Below are 16,993 nucleotides of genomic sequence, written 5' to 3' on the forward strand. Positions count from 1 at the left end.
GCCACCGATCGAGCAAAGGTTGCTGCCGGCCCCTGCAACCCGCCGGCCTGCCGCGCCGTCTCCCCGACGATCTTTCGTTCCGAACCGATGCCTACGACCCAAAGCCCTCACGCTTGGCACCTTGTGCGCTCGCTGCTCTCCTCGGGGGAGCCGCGGGCTTTCCTCGGAACGGCCTGGCGGGAGGCTTGATGAGTCGACGTGTTGCCCTGCGACGCGCCGGCCCGCCGCTGAAGCTGGCCCTGCTGTCGCTGGCGTTGCTCCAGGCGCATGGCGCCTTCGCGCAGTCCGCCGCTGGCCTGGACGGCCCGCTGACGCTCAAGCGCACCCCGCTGCTCACCGAAATCATCCCGCCCACCGAGCGCGGCCAGCTGCCCAGCCTGGTCACCGGCGACCGCATGTCCGGTCGCCCCGATCTCGAAACCGTGGTCGAAGGCAACGCCACGCTGCGGCGCGGCCCGGTCGCCATCACCGCCGACCGGCTCGAGTACTACCAGCCCGACGACCGCGCCAAGGCCAAGGGCAATGTGCGGGTCAACCAGGCCGGCAACGTGTACGAAGGGCCCGAGCTGGAGCTCAAGCTCGAGACCTTCGAGGGCTTCTTCAACAACGTGCGCTACCGGTTCCTCGCGAACGGCGGCCACGGCGATGCGGAGCGCATCGATTTCGTCGACTCCAACATCTCGGTCGCGCGGCGCGCCACCTACACCACCTGCCGCCGCGAAGACTTCCCGGGCTGGATGCCGGCGTGGCTCCTGACCGCGGCCACGATCACCACCGACACCGAAGAGAACGAGGGCGTCGCCACCAACGCGCGCCTGAGCTTCATGGGCATCAGCACGCCGCCGATCCCGAGCGTGAGCTTTCCGCTGTCGAACGCGCGCAAGAGCGGCCTCCTGCCGCCCACCATCGGCGTGGACAACACCAACGGCATCGAGATCTCGCAGCCGTACTACTGGAACATCGCGCCCAACCGCGACGCCACGATCACGCCGACGATCATGAGCAAGCGCGGCCTGAACCTGGGCAGCGAGTTCCGGTACATGGAGAAGGAATACAGCGGCACCATCCGCCTGGACCTGATGGGCAGCGACCGCCTGGTGGGCCAGCGCTACAACGAGCTGCGCGCCTCGCAGCTGCAGCAGCTGGCCAATGGCGAAATCCAGGCCAAGGACCTGACCGCGCCACCCGGCAGCACCAAGCGCTGGGGCATCTGGGCAAACCACCACCAGGACTTCGACGCCAAGGCGCTCGGCCTGGATTCGCTGTCGGCCAGCATCAACATCAACCGCGTCAGCGACAACGACTACTGGCGCGATTTCACGCGCACGCCGACGCTGGCACAGCGCCAGTTGCCCAACGAGGCATCGCTCAACTGGAGCAAGGACGACTGGAGCGGCGCGGTCCGCACGCTGCGCTACCAGACGCTGCAGTACAACCTGTCGCCGATCGTGCCGTCGTACGACCGCATGCCGCAGATCACGGCCAACTACAACAAGTACGACTGGCATGGCTTCGACGTTGCGCTGAACCTCGACTACACGCGGTTCCGCGTCAACACCATCCTGAGCGGCCAGCCCGGTTTCGACCTGACCCAGCAGTCGCAGCCCGATGGGGATCGCGCCTTCGCGAACCTGGCCATCAGCCGGCCGTTCATCACGCCGAGTTCGTTCGTCATTCCGAAGGTGCAGCTGAACACGGCGGCGTACAACTTCTACCTGCCGCAGTCGGACATCCCGAAGATCACGATCGGCAATACGCAGTACGTCAACGGCGTGCCCTACAACGCGAATTCGCTGTACTTCTTCCCCACCTCGGCCAACCGGACGGTGCCGACCTTCAGCCTGGACAGCGGCCTGATCTTCGAGCGCGACGCCAACTACTTCAACCGCGCCTTCCGCCAGACCCTGGAGCCGCGCGCCTACTACGTCTACACGCCGTACCGCGACCAGAGCGGGCTGCCGAACTACGACTCGGCCGCCAACGACTTCAGCTTCGCGACGATCTACACCGAGAACGCGTTCTCGGGCAACGACCGGATCTCCGACACCAACGCGCTCACGCTCGGCGTGACCTCCCGCCTGATCGACCCCGCCACCGGCGTCGAGGCGGCACGCATCGGCATCGCGCAGCGGCTGCGCTTTGCCGACCAGAAGGTCACGCTGCCCGGCGGTTTGCCGGTGACCGACCGTGCGAGCGACTTCCTCGTCGGCGGCCAGATCAACTGGACGCCGAAGTGGAGCACCGACGCGCTCGTGCAGTACAACCCCGACACGCGCAAGTCGACCCGCGCGGCGCTCAGCGCACGCTACAACCCCGAGCCGTACCACAACCTCAGCGTGGCGTTCCGCTACCAGGCGCCGAGTGCCGCCTACCAGGCGGCGCTGCTGGCCAACCCGAACACCACGGCGGTGAACGACGGCAACAAGTCGATCGACGTGGGCTGGCAGTGGCCGCTCAACGACCTGTGGGGCGACAAGGGCAAGAACCTCGGCCTCGGCAAGGGCCAGGGCGGCGGCCGCTGGTATGCGGTGGGCCGTCTCAACTACGACCTGCAGGACAAGAAACTCACGGACGGCGTGCTCGGCTTCGAGTACGACGGCTGCTGCTGGATCGGACGCGTGGTGCTGCAGCGCATCACCACCGGCCAGGTGACGGCCAACACCCGCATCATGTTCCAGCTCGAATTCGTCGGCTTCTCCAGCATCGGCTCCAGCCCGATGCAGGCCCTGCGGCAGAACATCCAGCGCTACGAACCCCTGCGCCAACCTGGCGAGGCGCCGAGCCGCTTCACCAATTACGACTGAGACGACTGATTGAGCACCGCCATGAAACACATCCGTTCCATCATCACCCTGGGCTGCCTCGCGGCAATGGCCGCAACGTCGGGTGCGCAGGGCTTCCGCTCTGGCAGCGGCATCACGGACATCATGCGCGCCGGTCCGCGCCTTGGCCCCCCGCCCGTTCAGCGCGCGCCGGCCTCGCCGTCGCCGGCGCCCGTGCAGCGGGCGGCTGAATTCATCGTCGCGCTGGTCAACTCCGAGCCGATCACCAACACCGACGTGCAGTCGCGGGTGACGCGCCTCATCAAGGAGAACCCCGACGCCGAACGCGTGCCGCGCGGCGAGCTCACGCGCCTCGTGCTCGAGCGCCTGATCGTCGAGCGCGCGCAGCTGCAGCTCGCCAAGGAAAACGGCATCAAGGTCGACGACGTGGCGATCGACCAGGCCGAGCAGACCGTGGCGCGCCAGAACGAGATCAGCCTGGTCGAACTGCGCCGCCGCGTGGCCGCCGAAGGCATTGCGCTGGGGGACTTCCGCAACGACCTGCGCGACCAGCTGCTGCTCACGCGCCTGCGCGACCGCGAAGTCGAGTCGAAGGTCAAGATCAGCGACACCGAGGCCGACGAGTACCTGCGCGACCAGCGCAACTCGAACGTCAAGAACGCGGCCTTGCAGAACCTCAACCTCGCACAGGTGCTCGTGGCCCTGCCCGAGAACGCCACCGACGCCCAGGTGGCCGCCGCGCAGAAGAAGGCGCAGGGCCTCGCCGAGCGCGCCCGCGCCGGCGAGGACTTCGACAAGCTGGTGCGCGAGAACTCCGATTCGCCCGACCGCGCCAACGGCGGCGCGATCGGCATGCGCAGCGCCGACCGCTACCCGCCGCTGTTCGTCGACGCGGTGCAGTCGACGGCGGTGAACGGCATTGCCGGCCCGGTGCGCTCCAGCGCCGGTTTCCACGTGCTCAAGGTCCTGGCCAAGGCGCAGATCGGTTCGCTCGATGCGACCGTCACGCAGACCCAGGTGCGCCACATCCTGCTGCTCAACGACCCCAAGCGCACCACGGCGCAGGCGGTGGCGCAGCTCGCGGAATTCAAGCGCCGCGTGCAGGCCGGCACGGCCGACTTCGCCGGCCTCGCGCGCGACAACTCGCAGGACGCCAGCGCCAAGGAAGGCGGCGATCTCGGCTGGTCGCGCCCCGGCCAGTTCGTGCCCGAGTTCGAGGAAGCCATGGACCGGCTGTCGCCGGGCCAGATCAGCGACCCCGTCGTGTCGCGCTTCGGCGTGCACCTGATCCAGGTGGTCGGCCGCCGCGACTCCAAGCTGACCCAGACGGAGCAGCGCGAAGCCGCGCGCGCCGTGCTGCGCGAACAGCGCGTCGAGGAAGCCTTCACCACCTGGGTGCAGGAAGTGCGCGCACGCGCGTACGTGGAATACCGCGACCCGCCGCAGTCCTGATCCGATGGCACACATCGCCAGGAAGCGGTTCGGACAGCATTTCCTGTCCGACGGCGGGATCATCGATGCGATCGTGCATGAGATCGCGCCGCAGCCCGGCGATGCGATGGTCGAGATCGGCCCGGGGCTCGCGGCGCTGACGCAGCCGCTGGTCGAACGGCTCGGCCGGCTGACCGTCATCGAGCTCGACCGCGACCTGGCCAAGCGCCTGCGGGAGCATCCGCAGCTGGAGGTCATCGAGTCCGATGTGCTGAAGGTGGACTTCGCCGAGCTCGCGGCCAAGGCTGCGCCGAAGCCGCTGCGCGTGGTGGGCAACCTGCCCTACAACATCTCGACGCCGATCCTGTTCCACCTGCTGGGCTTTGCCCACCTGATCGCAGACCAGCACTTCATGCTGCAAAAGGAAGTGATCGACCGCATGGTGGCGAAACCCGCCACCTCGGACTACAGCCGCCTGAGCGTGATGCTGCAGTGGCGCTACGACATGCAGAACGTGCTGTTCGTGCCGCCCGAGAGTTTCGATCCGCCGCCGCGCGTGGACAGCGCCGTGGTGCGCATGGTGCCGCTGGCGCAGCCGCCGGTGGTCGATGCGGCGCGGCTTGGCGAGATCGTGCAGGTCGCCTTCAGCCAGCGCCGCAAGATCCTGCGGCACACGCTGGGCAAATGGCTGGAGGAACACGGCTTCGAGGGCGAGTTCGATCCCCAGCGGCGCGCCGAGGAGATGCCGGTGGCTGAATACGTCGCACTGGCCCAGGCCGTTCCCCCATGAAAAAAGCCCGTCGACGACGGGCTTTTTTCATTCAGGCGGTTGCTGCAATCAAGCGGCGGCCAGCCAATACCCCGCGTTGAAGGGGCTGCTCATGCGCAGCGCCAGCGGCGACACGTCGACCAGTTTGTCGGTCGGCATTTTTTCGCCGGCCGGCTCGGTGCTGGCGGCGGCCGTTGCTGCGGCGTTGGGGTTCACTTCGATGCCATCGAGGGTTTCAGCGTTCGGCTGAGCCTCGTTCGCCCGTTCTGCTTGGCTGGTAGATGCAGAACGGGCTACAGAAAAGAATAGAAGCACCGGAAGGGGACCTTGCGGTCGCCCCAGTAATCCGAAGCGTCCCGGAAGATGTCGAGCAGCTGCTCGCGCGCTTCCTTGTCGAACTTGGCGTTGGCCGGGATCTGTTCGAGCACGATGACAAAACCTGGCTGCGGGCCCGATTTATGCAACGGGTCGGTCATGCAGTCGTACAGCGCGTCGAAGTTCTTGCCGAAGTGCGCCGGGAAGGTGAACTGCTGGGCGATCAGGTCGAGCACGTCCTGCTTGGTCTGGGCATTGCCCAGGTTGGCGTACAGGAAGTGCTGGCCGGCTGCGTTGGCAGCGTCCTGCAGGTCGTTCACGCGGAACGCGCGGATCGATTGCACGATGTTCGGGCGTACGGCACGAAGGGATAAAGTCATCTCCGCTGGTCTTTCCATAGTCATCATCATTTCTTCGGGGCGCTTCGGGGCGCCGCTCAGGTCGTTTTCATCGCTCATGGCGCAATCCGTCTGAAACTTGCATAGTGGTCTGCCGTGTACCAGCAGGCCTCGGGCGTCGTGCGCTGTTCGCCACCGCAGACGATTCGCTGGGCACCCCGGTTGCGAGAACCCGGTGTCGTCACCGTGTACTCGCGGTAGTGGCCGCGCCGTGCCGGCGGCAGGAGACGCTCGCGATTGCCAAATACAGTGCCGTCCTTTTCGTACCGGAAGGGGCCACCGTTCAAGATGGCCTGATAGGTTCGCTGGCCCTGGACCGGGAGATCGGTCAGTGCAATCGATTCCTCAGCGGACGTTTTTCCTGCGCCGAACCATCCGCGGGCCTCGGCCCCCGTCGTCAACGCCAACAGCATCAGGCTGGTGAGCGCAAACTTTGAGACAGAGGACGTGATCGAGGCGTAAGCCGCCATGGGACACCACAGGAGAAAGGAGCGGGGGGTTTCGAATTGCGCTCAACCTCGGGGTTAACCCGCAAATTCAAGCCCGCGAGTGTGCACCACGCTGGCGAAAATAGCAAGCGACTGCTCAAAGTTTGAGCAGTCGCGAGGGGCGAAAGTGGCTCGTTAAGTCAGCGAACACTATCGCCGAATGGCCTATCTCTCTGCGTTTGCGTCAGCCACTGTCAAGGCTGTCATGTTCACGATGCGGCGAACGGTCGCGCTGGCCGTGAGAATGTGCACAGGTTTGGCCGCGCCGAGCAGCACCGGCCCGATCGCGATGTTGCCGCCTGCCGCCGTCTTGAGCAGGTTGTAAGAAATATTGGCTGCGTCGATGTTCGGAAAAACCAACAGATTGGCGTCGCCGGCCAGCGCGCTGTGCGGCATGACGACCGCGCGCTGCTTGCTGTCCAGGGCCACGTCGCCGTGCATTTCGCCGTCGACTTCGAGCCAGGGCGCCTGAATGCGCAGCAGGTCGAGCGTCTTGCGCATCTTGATGGCGCTGGGCTCGTTGCTGGTGCCGAAGTTGGAATGCGACAGCAGCGCCGCCTTCGGCTTCAGGCCGAAGCGCATCATTTCCTCGGCCGCCATCGTCGTGATCTCGGCCAGTTCCTCGGGCGAGGGGTCGTAGTTGACGTGCGTGTCGACCAGGAACACCTGGCGGTCGGGCAGCAGCAGGCCGTTCATGCAGGCGTACACCGGCACGTCCTGCGGTGTGCTCTCGCAGCCGCCGGGGCGCTTGCCGATCACCTGATCGATGTAGTGCAGGTGGATCAGCGTGGTGCCCCAGGTGCCGCAGATCATGCCGTCGACCTCGTCCTTGTGCAGCAGCATCGCGCCGATCAGCGTGAGGCGGCGGCGCATCTCGATCTTGGCGGTCTGCACCGTCTGGCCCTTGCGCTCGGTCATGCGGTGGTAGGTCTGCCAGAAGTCGCGGTAGCGGTGGTCCTGCTCGACGTTGACGATGTCGTAGTCGAGCTCCTCCTTCAGGCGGAGACCAAACTTCTCGATGCGTTGCGCGATGACGGCGGGGCGGCCGATCAGCGTCGGGCGGGCGATGCCTTCGTCGACCACGATCTGCGCGGCGCGCAGCACGCGCTCTTCCTCGCCCTCGCAGTACGCCACGCGTTTTTTCTGCGCCCGGCGGGCCGCTTCGAAGATCGGCTTCATCGTCGTGCCCGAGGCATAGACGAAGTTCTGCAGCTTGTCGCGGTAGGCGTCCATGTCCTTGATCGGACGCGACGCCACGCCGCTTTCCTCTGCCGCCTTGGCCACCGCCGGCGCGATCTTCATCATCAGACGCGGATCGAAGGGCTTCGGAATCAGGTATTCGGGGCCGAAGGACAGCTTTTCACCGACGTAGGCGGCGGCGACGCGTTCGCTCTGCTCGGCCTGCGCGAGGTCGGCAATGGCGTGCACCGCGGCGATTTCCATCTCGTCCGTGATCGTGGTCGCGCCCGAGTCGAGCGCGCCGCGGAAGATGTACGGGAAACACAGGACGTTGTTGACCTGGTTCGGGTAGTCGGTACGGCCCGTGGCCATGATCACGTCGTTGCGCACCGCATGGGCGTCTTCGGGCGCGATCTCGGGGTTCGGGTTGGCCAGCGCGAAGATCACCGGCTTGGCCGCCATCTTCGCGACCATGTCGGGCTTGAGCACGCCGCCGGCCGACAGGCCCAGGAACACGTCGGCGCCGACGATCACTTCAGACAACTTGCGCAGATCGGTCTTCTGCATGTACTGGCGCTTGTCGTCGTCCATCAGCTCTTCGCGGCCTTCGTAGACCACGCCGGCCAGGTCGGTGACGAACACGTTCTCGCGCTTCAGGCCCACCTTGAGCAGCAGGTTCAGGCAGGCCAGCGCCGCGGCGCCCGCGCCGGAGGTAACCAGCTTGACCTCGGCGATGTTCTTGCCGGCCACCTTGAGGCCGTTGAGCATGGCCGCCGCCACCGTGATGGCCGTGCCGTGCTGGTCGTCGTGGAACACCGGGATCTTCATGCGCTTGCGCAGTTCGCGCTCGATGTAGAAGCAGTCCGGTGCCTTGATGTCTTCGAGGTTGATGGCGCCGAAGGTGGGCTCCAGCGAAGCGATGATCTCGACCAGCTTGACCGGGTCCTTCTCGTCGATCTCGATGTCGAACACGTCGACACCGGCAAACTTCTTGAAGAGAACGCCCTTGCCTTCCATCACCGGCTTGGAAGCCAGCGCGCCGATGTCGCCCAGGCCCAGCACCGCGGTGCCGTTGGTGATGACGCCCACCAGGTTGCCGCGCGAGGTGTACTTGAAGGCGTTGAGCGGGTCCTTGACGATTTCCTCGCAGGGCGCCGCCACGCCGGGCGAGTAGGCCAGCGACAGGTCGCGCTGGTTGACCATCTGCTTGGTCGCCGCGATGGCGATCTTTCCGGGAACGGGAAACTCGTGGTACTCGAGGGCGGCGCGGCGCAACTCGGCGCGTTTGTCTTCGGGCGTGGGAGTCGATGAGGTCGAGGGGGTCGAATCTGACATGTGCCGTAGCTCCTGGTGGCGCTTCTTCTGGGGGCGCCGATTGTAGACCTCGGTTCGTAAAGCCATACGCCGCATGGCCGGTGTGAGGCATGACCAAAAGCACGGGGTGTTGTCAAGGCGATGTGGCAATATGCACGACGCGGACAAAACCTGAAAAAACCTGTAGAGGAGCAACCATGGCCCTGATGGATTTCATCAAGAAACAGTTCATCGACATCATCCAGTGGACCGAGACCGGCGATGGCACGCTGGCCTGGCGCTTCCCGATGGCCGAGATGGAAATCCAGAACGGCGCCTCGCTCACCGTTCGCGAATCGCAGGTGGCCGTCTTCGTCAACGAAGGCAAGGTGGCCGATGTGTTCGCCCCCGGCATGTACAAGCTCACGACGCAGACGCTGCCCGTGCTCACGTACCTGAAGAACTGGGACAAGCTCTTCGAGTCTCCCTTCAAGAGCGACGTCTATTTTTTCAGCACGCGCCAGCAGGTCGACCAGAAGTGGGGCACGCCCCAGCCGATCACCATCCGCGACAAGGACTTCGGCGCCGTGCGCCTGCGGGCCTTCGGCAACTACAGCTTCCGCATCGGCGATGCCAAGCTGTTCCACACCGAGATCTCCGGCACGCGCGACATCTACAGCGTGGCCGACCTCGACGGCCAGCTGCGCGGCCTGGTGCTGCAGAACATCAGTAATGCCATCGCTTCCAGCGGCGTGCCCTTCCTCGACCTCGCGGCCAACCAGATCCAGTTTGCGCAGGCGCTCGCCGCGCAGCTCGTGCCCGAGTTCGAGAAGATCGGCATCAAGCTCGAGAACATCACGGTGCAGAACGTCTCGCTGCCCGAAGAGCTGCAGAAGATCCTCGACCAGAAGATCGGCATGGGCATGGTCGGCAACGACATGGGCAAGTTCATGCAGTACCAGACGGCGCAGGCGATTCCGAAGTTCGCCGAGGGCGCGGCCGGTGGCGGTGGCATCGCGGGCGATGCCATGGGCCTGGGCGCCGGCGTGGCGCTCGGCCAGGTGATGGCGCAGAACCTCGCGCAGGGCCTGAACCCGAACAACGCCAACGCAGCCGCGGCGGCCGCTGCCGCCGCACAGCCGGCGGTTGCGGTGGTGAGCCCCGCCGACGTGATGACCACGCTCGAAAAGCTCGGTGAGCTCAAGACCAAGGGCATCCTCACCCAGGAAGAGTTCGACGCGAAGAAGGCAGACCTGCTCAAGAAGCTCGTCTGAGCGCGCGCTATGTTCCCGATAGCGCCTGACGCCTGGTCGACGGGCGTCAGAAGCCTCTTTGGCTTGAAAAAATCCTGGCCGCCCGAGCCATGGCGCGTGCGTCATGGCTGAGGAAACCGGCAACCAACGCTACTACCGCGCGCCCTGCCCCGGCTGCGGCGCGCCGGTCGAGTTCCGCTCGGCGCAATCGACGCACGCGGTCTGCCCCTACTGCCAGAGCACCGTCGTGCGCCAGGGCGAGACGCTCGCGCGCACCGGCAAGATGGCCGAGCTGTTCGACGACTTCAGCCCGCTGCAGCTGTTCGCCACCGGCCGCATCCAGGACAAGCCTTTCACGCTGATCGGCCGGCTGCAATACACCTACCCCGGTGGCCGCTGGACCGAATGGATCGCCGCGCTCGACGACGAGCGCACCGCCATCCTCAGCGAAGACAACGGCGCCTACGTCTTCGCGCTGCCCTTCGACCTGCAGCGCACCGCGCCACCGCCGGTCGACCTGCGCGTGGGCGCCACCAGCGCTTTTGCCGGACAGAGCTACACCGTCACCTCGAACGAGCAGGTCGCGCTCACCTCGGCGCAGGGCGAGCTGCCGCACCTGCCCGATCTCGGCCGGCCCTTCGCGATGGTCGAGCTGCGCAACGACAAGGGGCTGGTGCTCAGCATCGACTACGGCACCGCCCAGCCCAGCGCCTACCTCGGCCGCTCGGTGCAGCTGGACGACCTGAAGCTCACCGGTCTGCGCGACGAATCCGCCAAGGACGAAAAAGGCCGCAGCTTCAACTGCCCCAATTGCGGCTCGCCCGTCTCCGTCAACCTTGCCGACAGCAAGAGCATCACCTGCGGCAATTGCCACAGCATCATCGACCTGTCGCAGGGCATCGGCGGCGAGCTCAAGCACGCGACACAAGACGAGCCGGTGCGCCCGCTCATCGCCCTCGGCACCATGGGCCAGCTGCAGGGCGCGCAGTGGCAGGTGGTCGGCTTCCAGCACCGCATGGGCGTGGAGCCCGGCGACGACGAGCATTTCGGCTGGGACGAGTACCTGCTCTACAACCAGAAGCGCGGCTTCAGCTTCCTGGTCGATGCCGAGGATGGCTGGAGCATGGTCAAGCCGACCACCGGCGCGCCGGTGATGGCCGAGAACGGCAGCACCGCCACCTACCTCAGCAAAAGCTACCAGCAGCAGTACGCCTACAACGCCGAGACCACCTACGTGGCGGGCGAGTTCTACTGGCAGGTCGAGCGCGGGCAAAAAACCTTCAACCGCGACTTCGCCAGCGGCCCCGCGCTGCTGTCGATGGAGCGCTCGGCAAACGAGCTGACCTGGTCGTCGGGCATCAAGCTGGACAGCGGCGTGGTCGCGACCGCCTTCAAGCTCGATGCCAAGAAGGACATGTTCAAGCGCGGCGACGCGCTGCCCGTGAGCGCCGCCTCGGGCATGGGCTGCGGCACGATCATCATCATCATCGTGGTGATCATCATCCTGCTGATCATCCTGAGCACCTGCAGCGGCAGATCGTCGAGCGGCTACCGCAGTTCGGGCGGCTCGTACGGGGGCTATTCGAGCGGTGGCGGCCACAAATGACGAAGATGTCGCTCGCCTCACTTCTTACTACTACGACTGGAGGTCCCCATGGGATTTGAATGGCTGAAACCGGGCGTGGTCCTCGGATCGCTCGTGTACGCGCTCATCGGCGTGGTGATCTTCTGGCTGTGCTTCCTCATCATCGACAAGATCACGCCCTATGACCTGTGGGGCGAGATCGTCGAGAAGCAGAACGTGGCGCTGGGCCTGGTCGTGGCCGCCATGAGCCTCGGCATCTGCATCATCGTCGCCGCAGCAATCCATTGAACGAGGAGGCGGCCGTGTCCGCGCGCCCAGCCGATGCGCGCGGGCCGCAGCCCGTCGAGATCGCCCTGCTCGCCAGCGTGTTCGTGGTCGCGGCCTGCGGGCTGGTCTACGAACTGAGCGCGGCGGCGCTGAGCTCTTACCTGCTCGGCGATTCGGTGCTGCAGTTCAGCACCATCATCGGCACCTACCTGTTCGCGATGGGCGTGGGCTCGTGGCTCTCGCGCTATTTCGACCGCCAGCTGCCGGCGCACTTTCTTCGCATCGAACTGCTCGTGGCGCTGATCGGCGGCGCGCTGCCGGCGATCCTGTTCCTGGCCAATGCCTACGTGCCGGGCGCGTTCCGCCTGCTGCTCTACGGCCTCGTGATGGTCGTCGGCACGCTGGTGGGGCTCGAGATTCCGCTGGTCATGCGCATCCTCAAGCGCAACATCGTGCTCAAGGACCTGGTGTCGCAGGTGCTGACCTTCGATTACCTCGGCGCGCTCGCGGTGTCGGTGGCGTTTCCGCTGATCCTCGTGCCGCAGCTCGGCATGATCCGCACCGGCTTGCTGTTCGGCTTCATGAACGCGGCGGTCGCGGTGTGGGCGCTGTGGCTCTTTCGCCATGAGCTGCGGCGCATCGGCGCGCACGCGATGGCGTGTTTCCTGGCGCTGGCCGCGCTGCTCGCCGCCTTCGTCTGGGCCGACCACATCACCACGCTGGCCGAAGACAAGTTCTATCAGGACCGCATCGTCTTCAGCGCCACCTCGCCCTACCAGCGCATCGTGGTCACGCGCGGGCAGCTTGGGCATCGGCTGTTCCTGAACGGCAACCTGCAGTTCGCCGAGCGCGACGAGTACCGCTACCACGAGGCGCTCGTGCATCCGGTGATGGCCGCGCAGGGCGCGCCCAAGAAGGTGGCGGTGCTCGGCGGCGGCGACGGCATGGCGGTGCGCGAGATTCTCAAGTACCCCTCCGTCGAATCGGTCACGCTGGTGGAGCTCGATCCGAACATGACGAAGCTCTTCACCGAGCACGAAACGCTGGCGGCGCTCAACGGCCATTCGCTGTCGTCGCCCAAGGTGAAGATCGTCAACACCGACGCCTTCCAGTGGCTGCAGCAGCCGGGCGACATGTTCGACGTGATCGTGGTCGACTTTCCCGATCCGACCAACTTCGCGATCGGCAAGCTCTACACCAACAGTTTCTATTCGCTGCTCGAAAAGCGCCTGTCGGCCAGCGGCTATGCCGTGGTCCAGACGACCTCGCCGCTGGTGGCGCGCAAGAGCTACTGGACCGTGGCGACGACCATCGAGTCGGTGGGCCTGCGCGCGACGCCCTACCACGCGCATGTGCCGAGCTTCGGCGAATGGGGCTACATCATCGCGAGCCGCCGGCCCTATCGGATGCCCGACGCGCTGCCTGCGGGGCTGCGCTTCCTCTCGCCTTCGACGCTGCCCCTGATGTTCGACTTTCCGCTCGACATGGCGCGCGTGCCGGCCGAGGTGAACCGCCTGTCGAACCAGACTCTTGTCACCACCTATGAACAGGAATGGGGCAAGGTCGTGGCGCACTAGCTTCGACACATGCAACGGCGCGACTTCCTCGGCGTGGCAGGTGCGGCGGGCGCCTTGGCGCTGGCCGGCTGCGAGGTGCCACCGCCCATCGAAGGCGGCTTCACCGGCATCGATGTCGCACGCGGCCATGCGATGCGCGACGGCGCGCTCAAGAGCCAGGCGCCCGCGACCGTGAAGCGCACGCGCGTGGTGATCGCCGGTGGCGGTGTCGCCGGTCTTGCTGCCGCGCGTGCCTTGCGGCTCGCAGGCATCGAAGACTTCACCCTGCTCGAACTCGAAGACAGTGCTGGCGGCAATGCGCGCGGCGGCATGGTCAACGGCATCGCCTGCCCGCTCGGCGCGCACTACCTGCCGGTGCCCGGTGACGATGCGCGCGAGGTGCAGGACCTGCTCGAGGAACTGGGCCTGCGCCAGCGCGTCGCGGGCCGCTGGGAATACGACGAGCGCACCCTTTGCCACAGCCCACAGGAGCGCCTCTTCTTCCGCGGCGAGTGGCAGGACGGCCTGCTCCCCATGCACGGCGTGGCCGTCGACACGCTGGCGCAGTACCGCAAGTTCGCGCAGCGCATCGACGCGCTGCAGCACGCGGCGCACTTCGCCATTCCGACGCTCAAGGTGGCAGTCACGCCTGAACTGCTGGCGCTCGATGCCATCGCCTTTTCACGCTGGCTCGACAGCGAAGGCTTCAGCGACGTGCAGCTGCGCTGGTACCTCGACTACTGCTGTCGCGACGACTACGGCGCCGGCATCGAGCAGGTGTCGGCCTGGGCCGGCATCCACTACTTCGCGAGCCGGCACGGCTTCCATGCGCCCGGCGACCCGAGCGGCAGCGCCAACGACGCGAACCCCGAGCCAAACCTTGAGAACAGTGGCGTGCTCACCTGGCCCGAAGGCAACGGCTGGCTCACGAAGCAACTGGCCGCGCCGCTTGGCGAGCGCCTGCGCACGGGGCAGGTCGTCACGCGCATCGCCGAGTTGCGCGGCGGGGTCGAAGTCGATGCCTGGGATGCCGCATCGAAATCGCTGGTGCGCTGGCAGGCCGAGCGCTGCATCGTCGCGCTGCCGGTGTTCATCGCCGCGCGCGTGGTCGAGAACGCGCCCGAGGTGCTGAAGCACGCCGCCGCGCATGTGCGCTACGCGCCGTGGCTGGTGGCGAACGTGCACCTGCGCGGCCCGCTGGCCGACCGCGTGGGCGCCGCGCCGAGCTGGGACAACGTGATCTACGGGACGCGCGGCCTCGGCTACGTCGATGCGCGCCACCAGACGCTGGACCCCACGCCGCGCGGCACCGTGCTGAGCTGGTACCGGCCGCTGGGGCCGAGCAGCTACGACACCGCCGACGGTCGCAAGCTGCTGCTGGAGCGCCCCTGGACCGGCTGGCGCGACGACCTGCTCGCCGAGCTGTCGGTGCCGCATCCGGAACTGCCCTCGCTTGCCACGCGCATCGAGATCACGCGCTACGGCCACGCCATGTCGATTCCCCGGCCCGGGCTGCTGGCGGAGATCGGCTCGCAGCGCACGGCACCGGACGATGCGCACCGCGGCAGCGTCATCGCGGGGCGCCTGTCGTTTGCGCATGCCGACTGGTCGGGCTACTCGATCTTCGAGGAAGCATTCACGCGCGGCCACGTCGCGGGGGCGAGCCTCGCATGAAGGCGCTGGTGCTCGGCGGCTACGGCAACTTCGGCGCGCGCATCTGCCGTGCATTGGTGGCGGATGCGGGCATCGAGTTGCTGATCGGCGGGCGCGACCTGGAGCGGGCGACGGCGTTTGCGCAATCACTGGGCGGCAATGCGCGCGGCGTTCGGGTCGATGCGCAGTCGCCCGATCTTGCGCAGGGCCTGGGGTACCTGGGCGTTGATCTCGTCATCCACACGGCAGGCCCGTTCCAGAACCAGGACTACCGCGTGCCGCAGGCCGTGGCGGCCGCTGGCGCGCACTACATCGACCTGGCTGATGGCCGCCGTTTCGTCTGCGACTTTCCGGCCGCGATGGATGCCGTCTTCCGCAGTGCGGGGCGGACGGCCGTTGCAGGCGCCAGCACCGTACCGGCACTTTCGTCGGCGGTGGTCGACCATCTCGCGGCGGGCTGGCAAGGCATCCGCAGCATCGACATCTGCATCGCGCCAGCGCAAGGCGCGCCGCGCGGCGAGGCCACGCTCGCGGGCGTGCTTGCGTACTGCGGCGAGCCGATCCGCGTCTGGCAGGACGGCCGATGGACCAAGCAACCGGGCTGGGCGAACCCGGTGAAGGTGCAGTTCGCGCGCATGCGGCCGCGCCGGGGTGCGCTGTGCGACATCCCCGACCTCGAACTCTTTCCGGCGCGCTATGCGGGCGTGCAGTCGGTCATGTTCCGTGCGGCGCTCGAAGTCGGCATGGCGCAGCAGGCTTTCGCCTTCATGGCGTTCATGCACCGCGCGGGCCTGCTGCGCGCGCCGCAGAAGCTGGCGCCGTTGCTGCACTCCGCAGGCGGCGTGTTCGATGCGCTTGGCACCGCGCTGGGCGGCATGGTGGTGCGCGTCGAGGGCACTGATGCGCAAGGCGCTGTCGCGCGCCGCGCCTGGCACATCGCGGCGGACGACAACCATGGCCCCGAGATTCCCTGCATGGCCGCGATCCTGCTGGCACGCCGGCTCGCACGCGGCGATGCCCTCCCTGTCGGCGCTCACGCCTCTGCCGGGCTCCTCACGCTGCCGGAATTCGAGCCCGAGTTCGCACGCTGGGGCATGGTGACCGATGTGATCGACGAGACGGCGCCCGCTCCATGACCCGCCCCGCCGCCGACGACCGCCTGCTTCGCCTGAGCCTCGTCGCGGTCTGGCTGTTCACGGCCTTCGCCAGCATCGTCGAGCTGAACGGGCAGAGCCGCCAGGTGCTGGCCGATGCCGGCATCGCATCGCCGCCATGGCTGGTTCAGGCGCTGATCGTTGGCGGTGCGGCGGCAGACCTCGCCATCGGCCTGGTGCTCTGGTGGCGGCCCGGTCGCGCCAGCTATCTCGCGGCCCTCGGCCTCATGCTGTTCATGACGGCCGTCGCGACCTTCCTGCAGCCCACCCTGTGGCTGCACCCGCTCGGCCCATTGCTCAAGAACCTGCCCATCGCCGCGCTGCTCTGGCACCTGTACCGGCGCGCCACGCCATGAACACCTACCTCGTCCTCAAGTGGCTGCACATCGTCTCCAGCGTGCTGATGGTCGGCACGGGGCTGGGTTCGGCCTTCTACATGTTCTTTGCCAACCGCAGCGGCAGCGTGCCGGCGCAGGCGGTCGTGAGCCGGCTGGTGGTGCGCGCGGACTGGTGGTTCACCACGCCCACGGTCATCCTGCAGCCGGCCACCGGCTTCGCGCTGGCGCACATGGCGGGCTGGCCGCTCTCGACGCCGTGGCTTGCGGTGTCGCTGGGGCTCTTCGTGTTCGCGGGCCTTTGCTGGCTGCCGGTGGTGTGGCTGCAGATCCGCATGGCGGCGATGGCCGGGCAAGCGCATCAGGACGCGATGCCGCTGCCGCCGCTGTATGCGCGCTACCAACGCTATTGGGAACTGCTCGGCTACCCGGCCTTCGTGGCCATGGCCGTCGTGTTCTGGCTCATGGTGAACAAGCCCGCACTTTCGTTCTGACTCTCGAGACGGGCCGGTGCGCGGGCCCTGTGCAGTTTTC

15 protein-coding genes are annotated in these 16,993 nt (G+C 66.8%); 11 read left to right on the forward strand and 4 right to left on the reverse strand.

Features of this window, described 5'->3' with window-relative positions:
- Positions 1 to 188 precede the first annotated feature (188 nt).
- From NU688_RS22630 to rsmA, 3 genes are read left to right on the forward strand one after another with little or no spacing between them, the layout of a single operon-like run.
- Positions 189 to 2,804, forward strand: a complete 2,616-nt coding sequence (locus NU688_RS22630) for an LPS-assembly protein LptD (protein WP_257863048.1) — start codon at positions 189 to 191, stop codon at positions 2,802 to 2,804.
- Between the two features lie 21 nt (positions 2,805 to 2,825).
- The gene (locus NU688_RS22635; RefSeq protein WP_257863049.1) at positions 2,826 to 4,235 is read left to right on the forward strand and encodes a peptidylprolyl isomerase; all 1,410 of its coding nucleotides are present in this window, start codon (positions 2,826 to 2,828) and stop codon (positions 4,233 to 4,235) included.
- A gap of 4 nt (positions 4,236 to 4,239) precedes the next feature.
- Positions 4,240 to 5,004: a 16S rRNA (adenine(1518)-N(6)/adenine(1519)-N(6))-dimethyltransferase RsmA gene (gene rsmA / locus NU688_RS22640; protein WP_257863050.1), complete on the forward strand. Its 765-nt coding sequence runs from the start codon at positions 4,240 to 4,242 to the stop codon at positions 5,002 to 5,004.
- 48 nt (positions 5,005 to 5,052) lie between these two features.
- Here the strand turns inward: rsmA and NU688_RS22645 are convergent, their stop codons facing one another.
- From NU688_RS22645 to NU688_RS22660, 4 genes are all read right to left on the reverse strand, one after another.
- Positions 5,053 to 5,199 carry a hypothetical protein gene (locus tag NU688_RS22645; RefSeq protein ID WP_155403714.1) on the reverse strand — a complete coding sequence of 49 codons (147 nt, stop codon included), beginning with the start codon at positions 5,197 to 5,199 and terminating at the stop codon, positions 5,053 to 5,055.
- 77 nt (positions 5,200 to 5,276) lie between these two features.
- Positions 5,277 to 5,702, reverse strand: coding sequence for a barstar family protein (locus NU688_RS22650; RefSeq protein WP_086011111.1), 426 nt, complete (start codon positions 5,700 to 5,702; stop codon positions 5,277 to 5,279).
- Between the two features lie 50 nt (positions 5,703 to 5,752).
- The gene (locus tag NU688_RS22655) at positions 5,753 to 6,166 is read right to left on the reverse strand and encodes a ribonuclease domain-containing protein (RefSeq protein WP_206176332.1); all 414 of its coding nucleotides are present in this window, start codon (positions 6,164 to 6,166) and stop codon (positions 5,753 to 5,755) included.
- Between the two features lie 183 nt (positions 6,167 to 6,349).
- Complete coding sequence (locus NU688_RS22660) at positions 6,350 to 8,698, reverse strand: NADP-dependent malic enzyme (protein WP_257863051.1); 2,349 nt, start codon at positions 8,696 to 8,698, stop codon at positions 6,350 to 6,352.
- Between the two features lie 176 nt (positions 8,699 to 8,874).
- Between NU688_RS22660 and NU688_RS22665 the strand changes: the two genes are divergently transcribed.
- The 8 genes from NU688_RS22665 (at position 8,875) to NU688_RS22700 (ending at position 16,953) form a co-directional block, all read left to right on the forward strand.
- Positions 8,875 to 9,930, forward strand: coding sequence for an SPFH domain-containing protein (locus NU688_RS22665; protein WP_257863052.1), 1,056 nt, complete (start codon positions 8,875 to 8,877; stop codon positions 9,928 to 9,930).
- A gap of 103 nt (positions 9,931 to 10,033) precedes the next feature.
- Positions 10,034 to 11,515, forward strand: coding sequence for a DUF4178 domain-containing protein (locus NU688_RS22670; protein WP_257863053.1), 1,482 nt, complete (start codon positions 10,034 to 10,036; stop codon positions 11,513 to 11,515).
- A 48-nt stretch (positions 11,516 to 11,563) separates the two neighbouring features.
- The gene (locus NU688_RS22675; RefSeq protein WP_093055038.1) at positions 11,564 to 11,782 is read left to right on the forward strand and encodes a DUF350 domain-containing protein; all 219 of its coding nucleotides are present in this window, start codon (positions 11,564 to 11,566) and stop codon (positions 11,780 to 11,782) included.
- A 14-nt stretch (positions 11,783 to 11,796) separates the two neighbouring features.
- Positions 11,797 to 13,338, forward strand: coding sequence for a polyamine aminopropyltransferase (locus tag NU688_RS22680; RefSeq protein WP_257863054.1), 1,542 nt, complete (start codon positions 11,797 to 11,799; stop codon positions 13,336 to 13,338).
- A gap of 9 nt (positions 13,339 to 13,347) precedes the next feature.
- Positions 13,348 to 14,991: an FAD-dependent oxidoreductase gene (locus tag NU688_RS22685; RefSeq protein WP_257863056.1), complete on the forward strand. Its 1,644-nt coding sequence runs from the start codon at positions 13,348 to 13,350 to the stop codon at positions 14,989 to 14,991.
- Positions 14,988 to 16,106, forward strand: coding sequence for a saccharopine dehydrogenase family protein (locus tag NU688_RS22690; protein ID WP_257863057.1), 1,119 nt, complete (start codon positions 14,988 to 14,990; stop codon positions 16,104 to 16,106). Before NU688_RS22685 ends, NU688_RS22690 begins: the two co-directional genes overlap by 4 nt.
- Positions 16,103 to 16,480: a DoxX-like family protein gene (locus NU688_RS22695; protein WP_257863058.1), complete on the forward strand. Its 378-nt coding sequence runs from the start codon at positions 16,103 to 16,105 to the stop codon at positions 16,478 to 16,480. Before NU688_RS22690 ends, NU688_RS22695 begins: the two co-directional genes overlap by 4 nt.
- A complete protein-coding gene (locus NU688_RS22700; RefSeq protein ID WP_257863059.1) occupies positions 16,477 to 16,953 on the forward strand; it encodes a DUF2269 domain-containing protein in 477 nt (158 codons plus the stop codon). Before NU688_RS22695 ends, NU688_RS22700 begins: the two co-directional genes overlap by 4 nt.
- The last annotated feature ends 40 nt before the right edge of the window (positions 16,954 to 16,993 follow it).

Source organism: Variovorax sp. ZS18.2.2, from assembly GCF_024701975.1.
Classification (GTDB): Bacteria; Pseudomonadota; Gammaproteobacteria; order Burkholderiales; family Burkholderiaceae_C; genus Variovorax.

Coding starts and splice junctions, on each gene's coding strand:
- rsmA (WP_257863050.1), top strand. CDS start 4,240: ATGGCACACATCGCCAGGAAGCGGTTCGGACAGCATTTCCTGTCCGAC.
- NU688_RS22660 (WP_257863051.1), bottom strand. CDS start 8,698: ATGTCAGATTCGACCCCCTCGACCTCATCGACTCCCACGCCCGAAGAC.
- NU688_RS22630 (WP_257863048.1), top strand. CDS start 189: ATGAGTCGACGTGTTGCCCTGCGACGCGCCGGCCCGCCGCTGAAGCTG.
- NU688_RS22685 (WP_257863056.1), top strand. CDS start 13,348: ATGCAACGGCGCGACTTCCTCGGCGTGGCAGGTGCGGCGGGCGCCTTG.
- NU688_RS22695 (WP_257863058.1), top strand. CDS start 16,103: ATGACCCGCCCCGCCGCCGACGACCGCCTGCTTCGCCTGAGCCTCGTC.
- NU688_RS22670 (WP_257863053.1), top strand. CDS start 10,034: ATGGCTGAGGAAACCGGCAACCAACGCTACTACCGCGCGCCCTGCCCC.
- NU688_RS22665 (WP_257863052.1), top strand. CDS start 8,875: ATGGCCCTGATGGATTTCATCAAGAAACAGTTCATCGACATCATCCAG.
- NU688_RS22635 (WP_257863049.1), top strand. CDS start 2,826: ATGAAACACATCCGTTCCATCATCACCCTGGGCTGCCTCGCGGCAATG.
- NU688_RS22650 (WP_086011111.1), bottom strand. CDS start 5,702: ATGACTATGGAAAGACCAGCGGAGATGACTTTATCCCTTCGTGCCGTA.
- NU688_RS22700 (WP_257863059.1), top strand. CDS start 16,477: ATGAACACCTACCTCGTCCTCAAGTGGCTGCACATCGTCTCCAGCGTG.
- NU688_RS22675 (WP_093055038.1), top strand. CDS start 11,564: ATGGGATTTGAATGGCTGAAACCGGGCGTGGTCCTCGGATCGCTCGTG.
- NU688_RS22655 (WP_206176332.1), bottom strand. CDS start 6,166: ATGGCGGCTTACGCCTCGATCACGTCCTCTGTCTCAAAGTTTGCGCTC.
- NU688_RS22690 (WP_257863057.1), top strand. CDS start 14,988: ATGAAGGCGCTGGTGCTCGGCGGCTACGGCAACTTCGGCGCGCGCATC.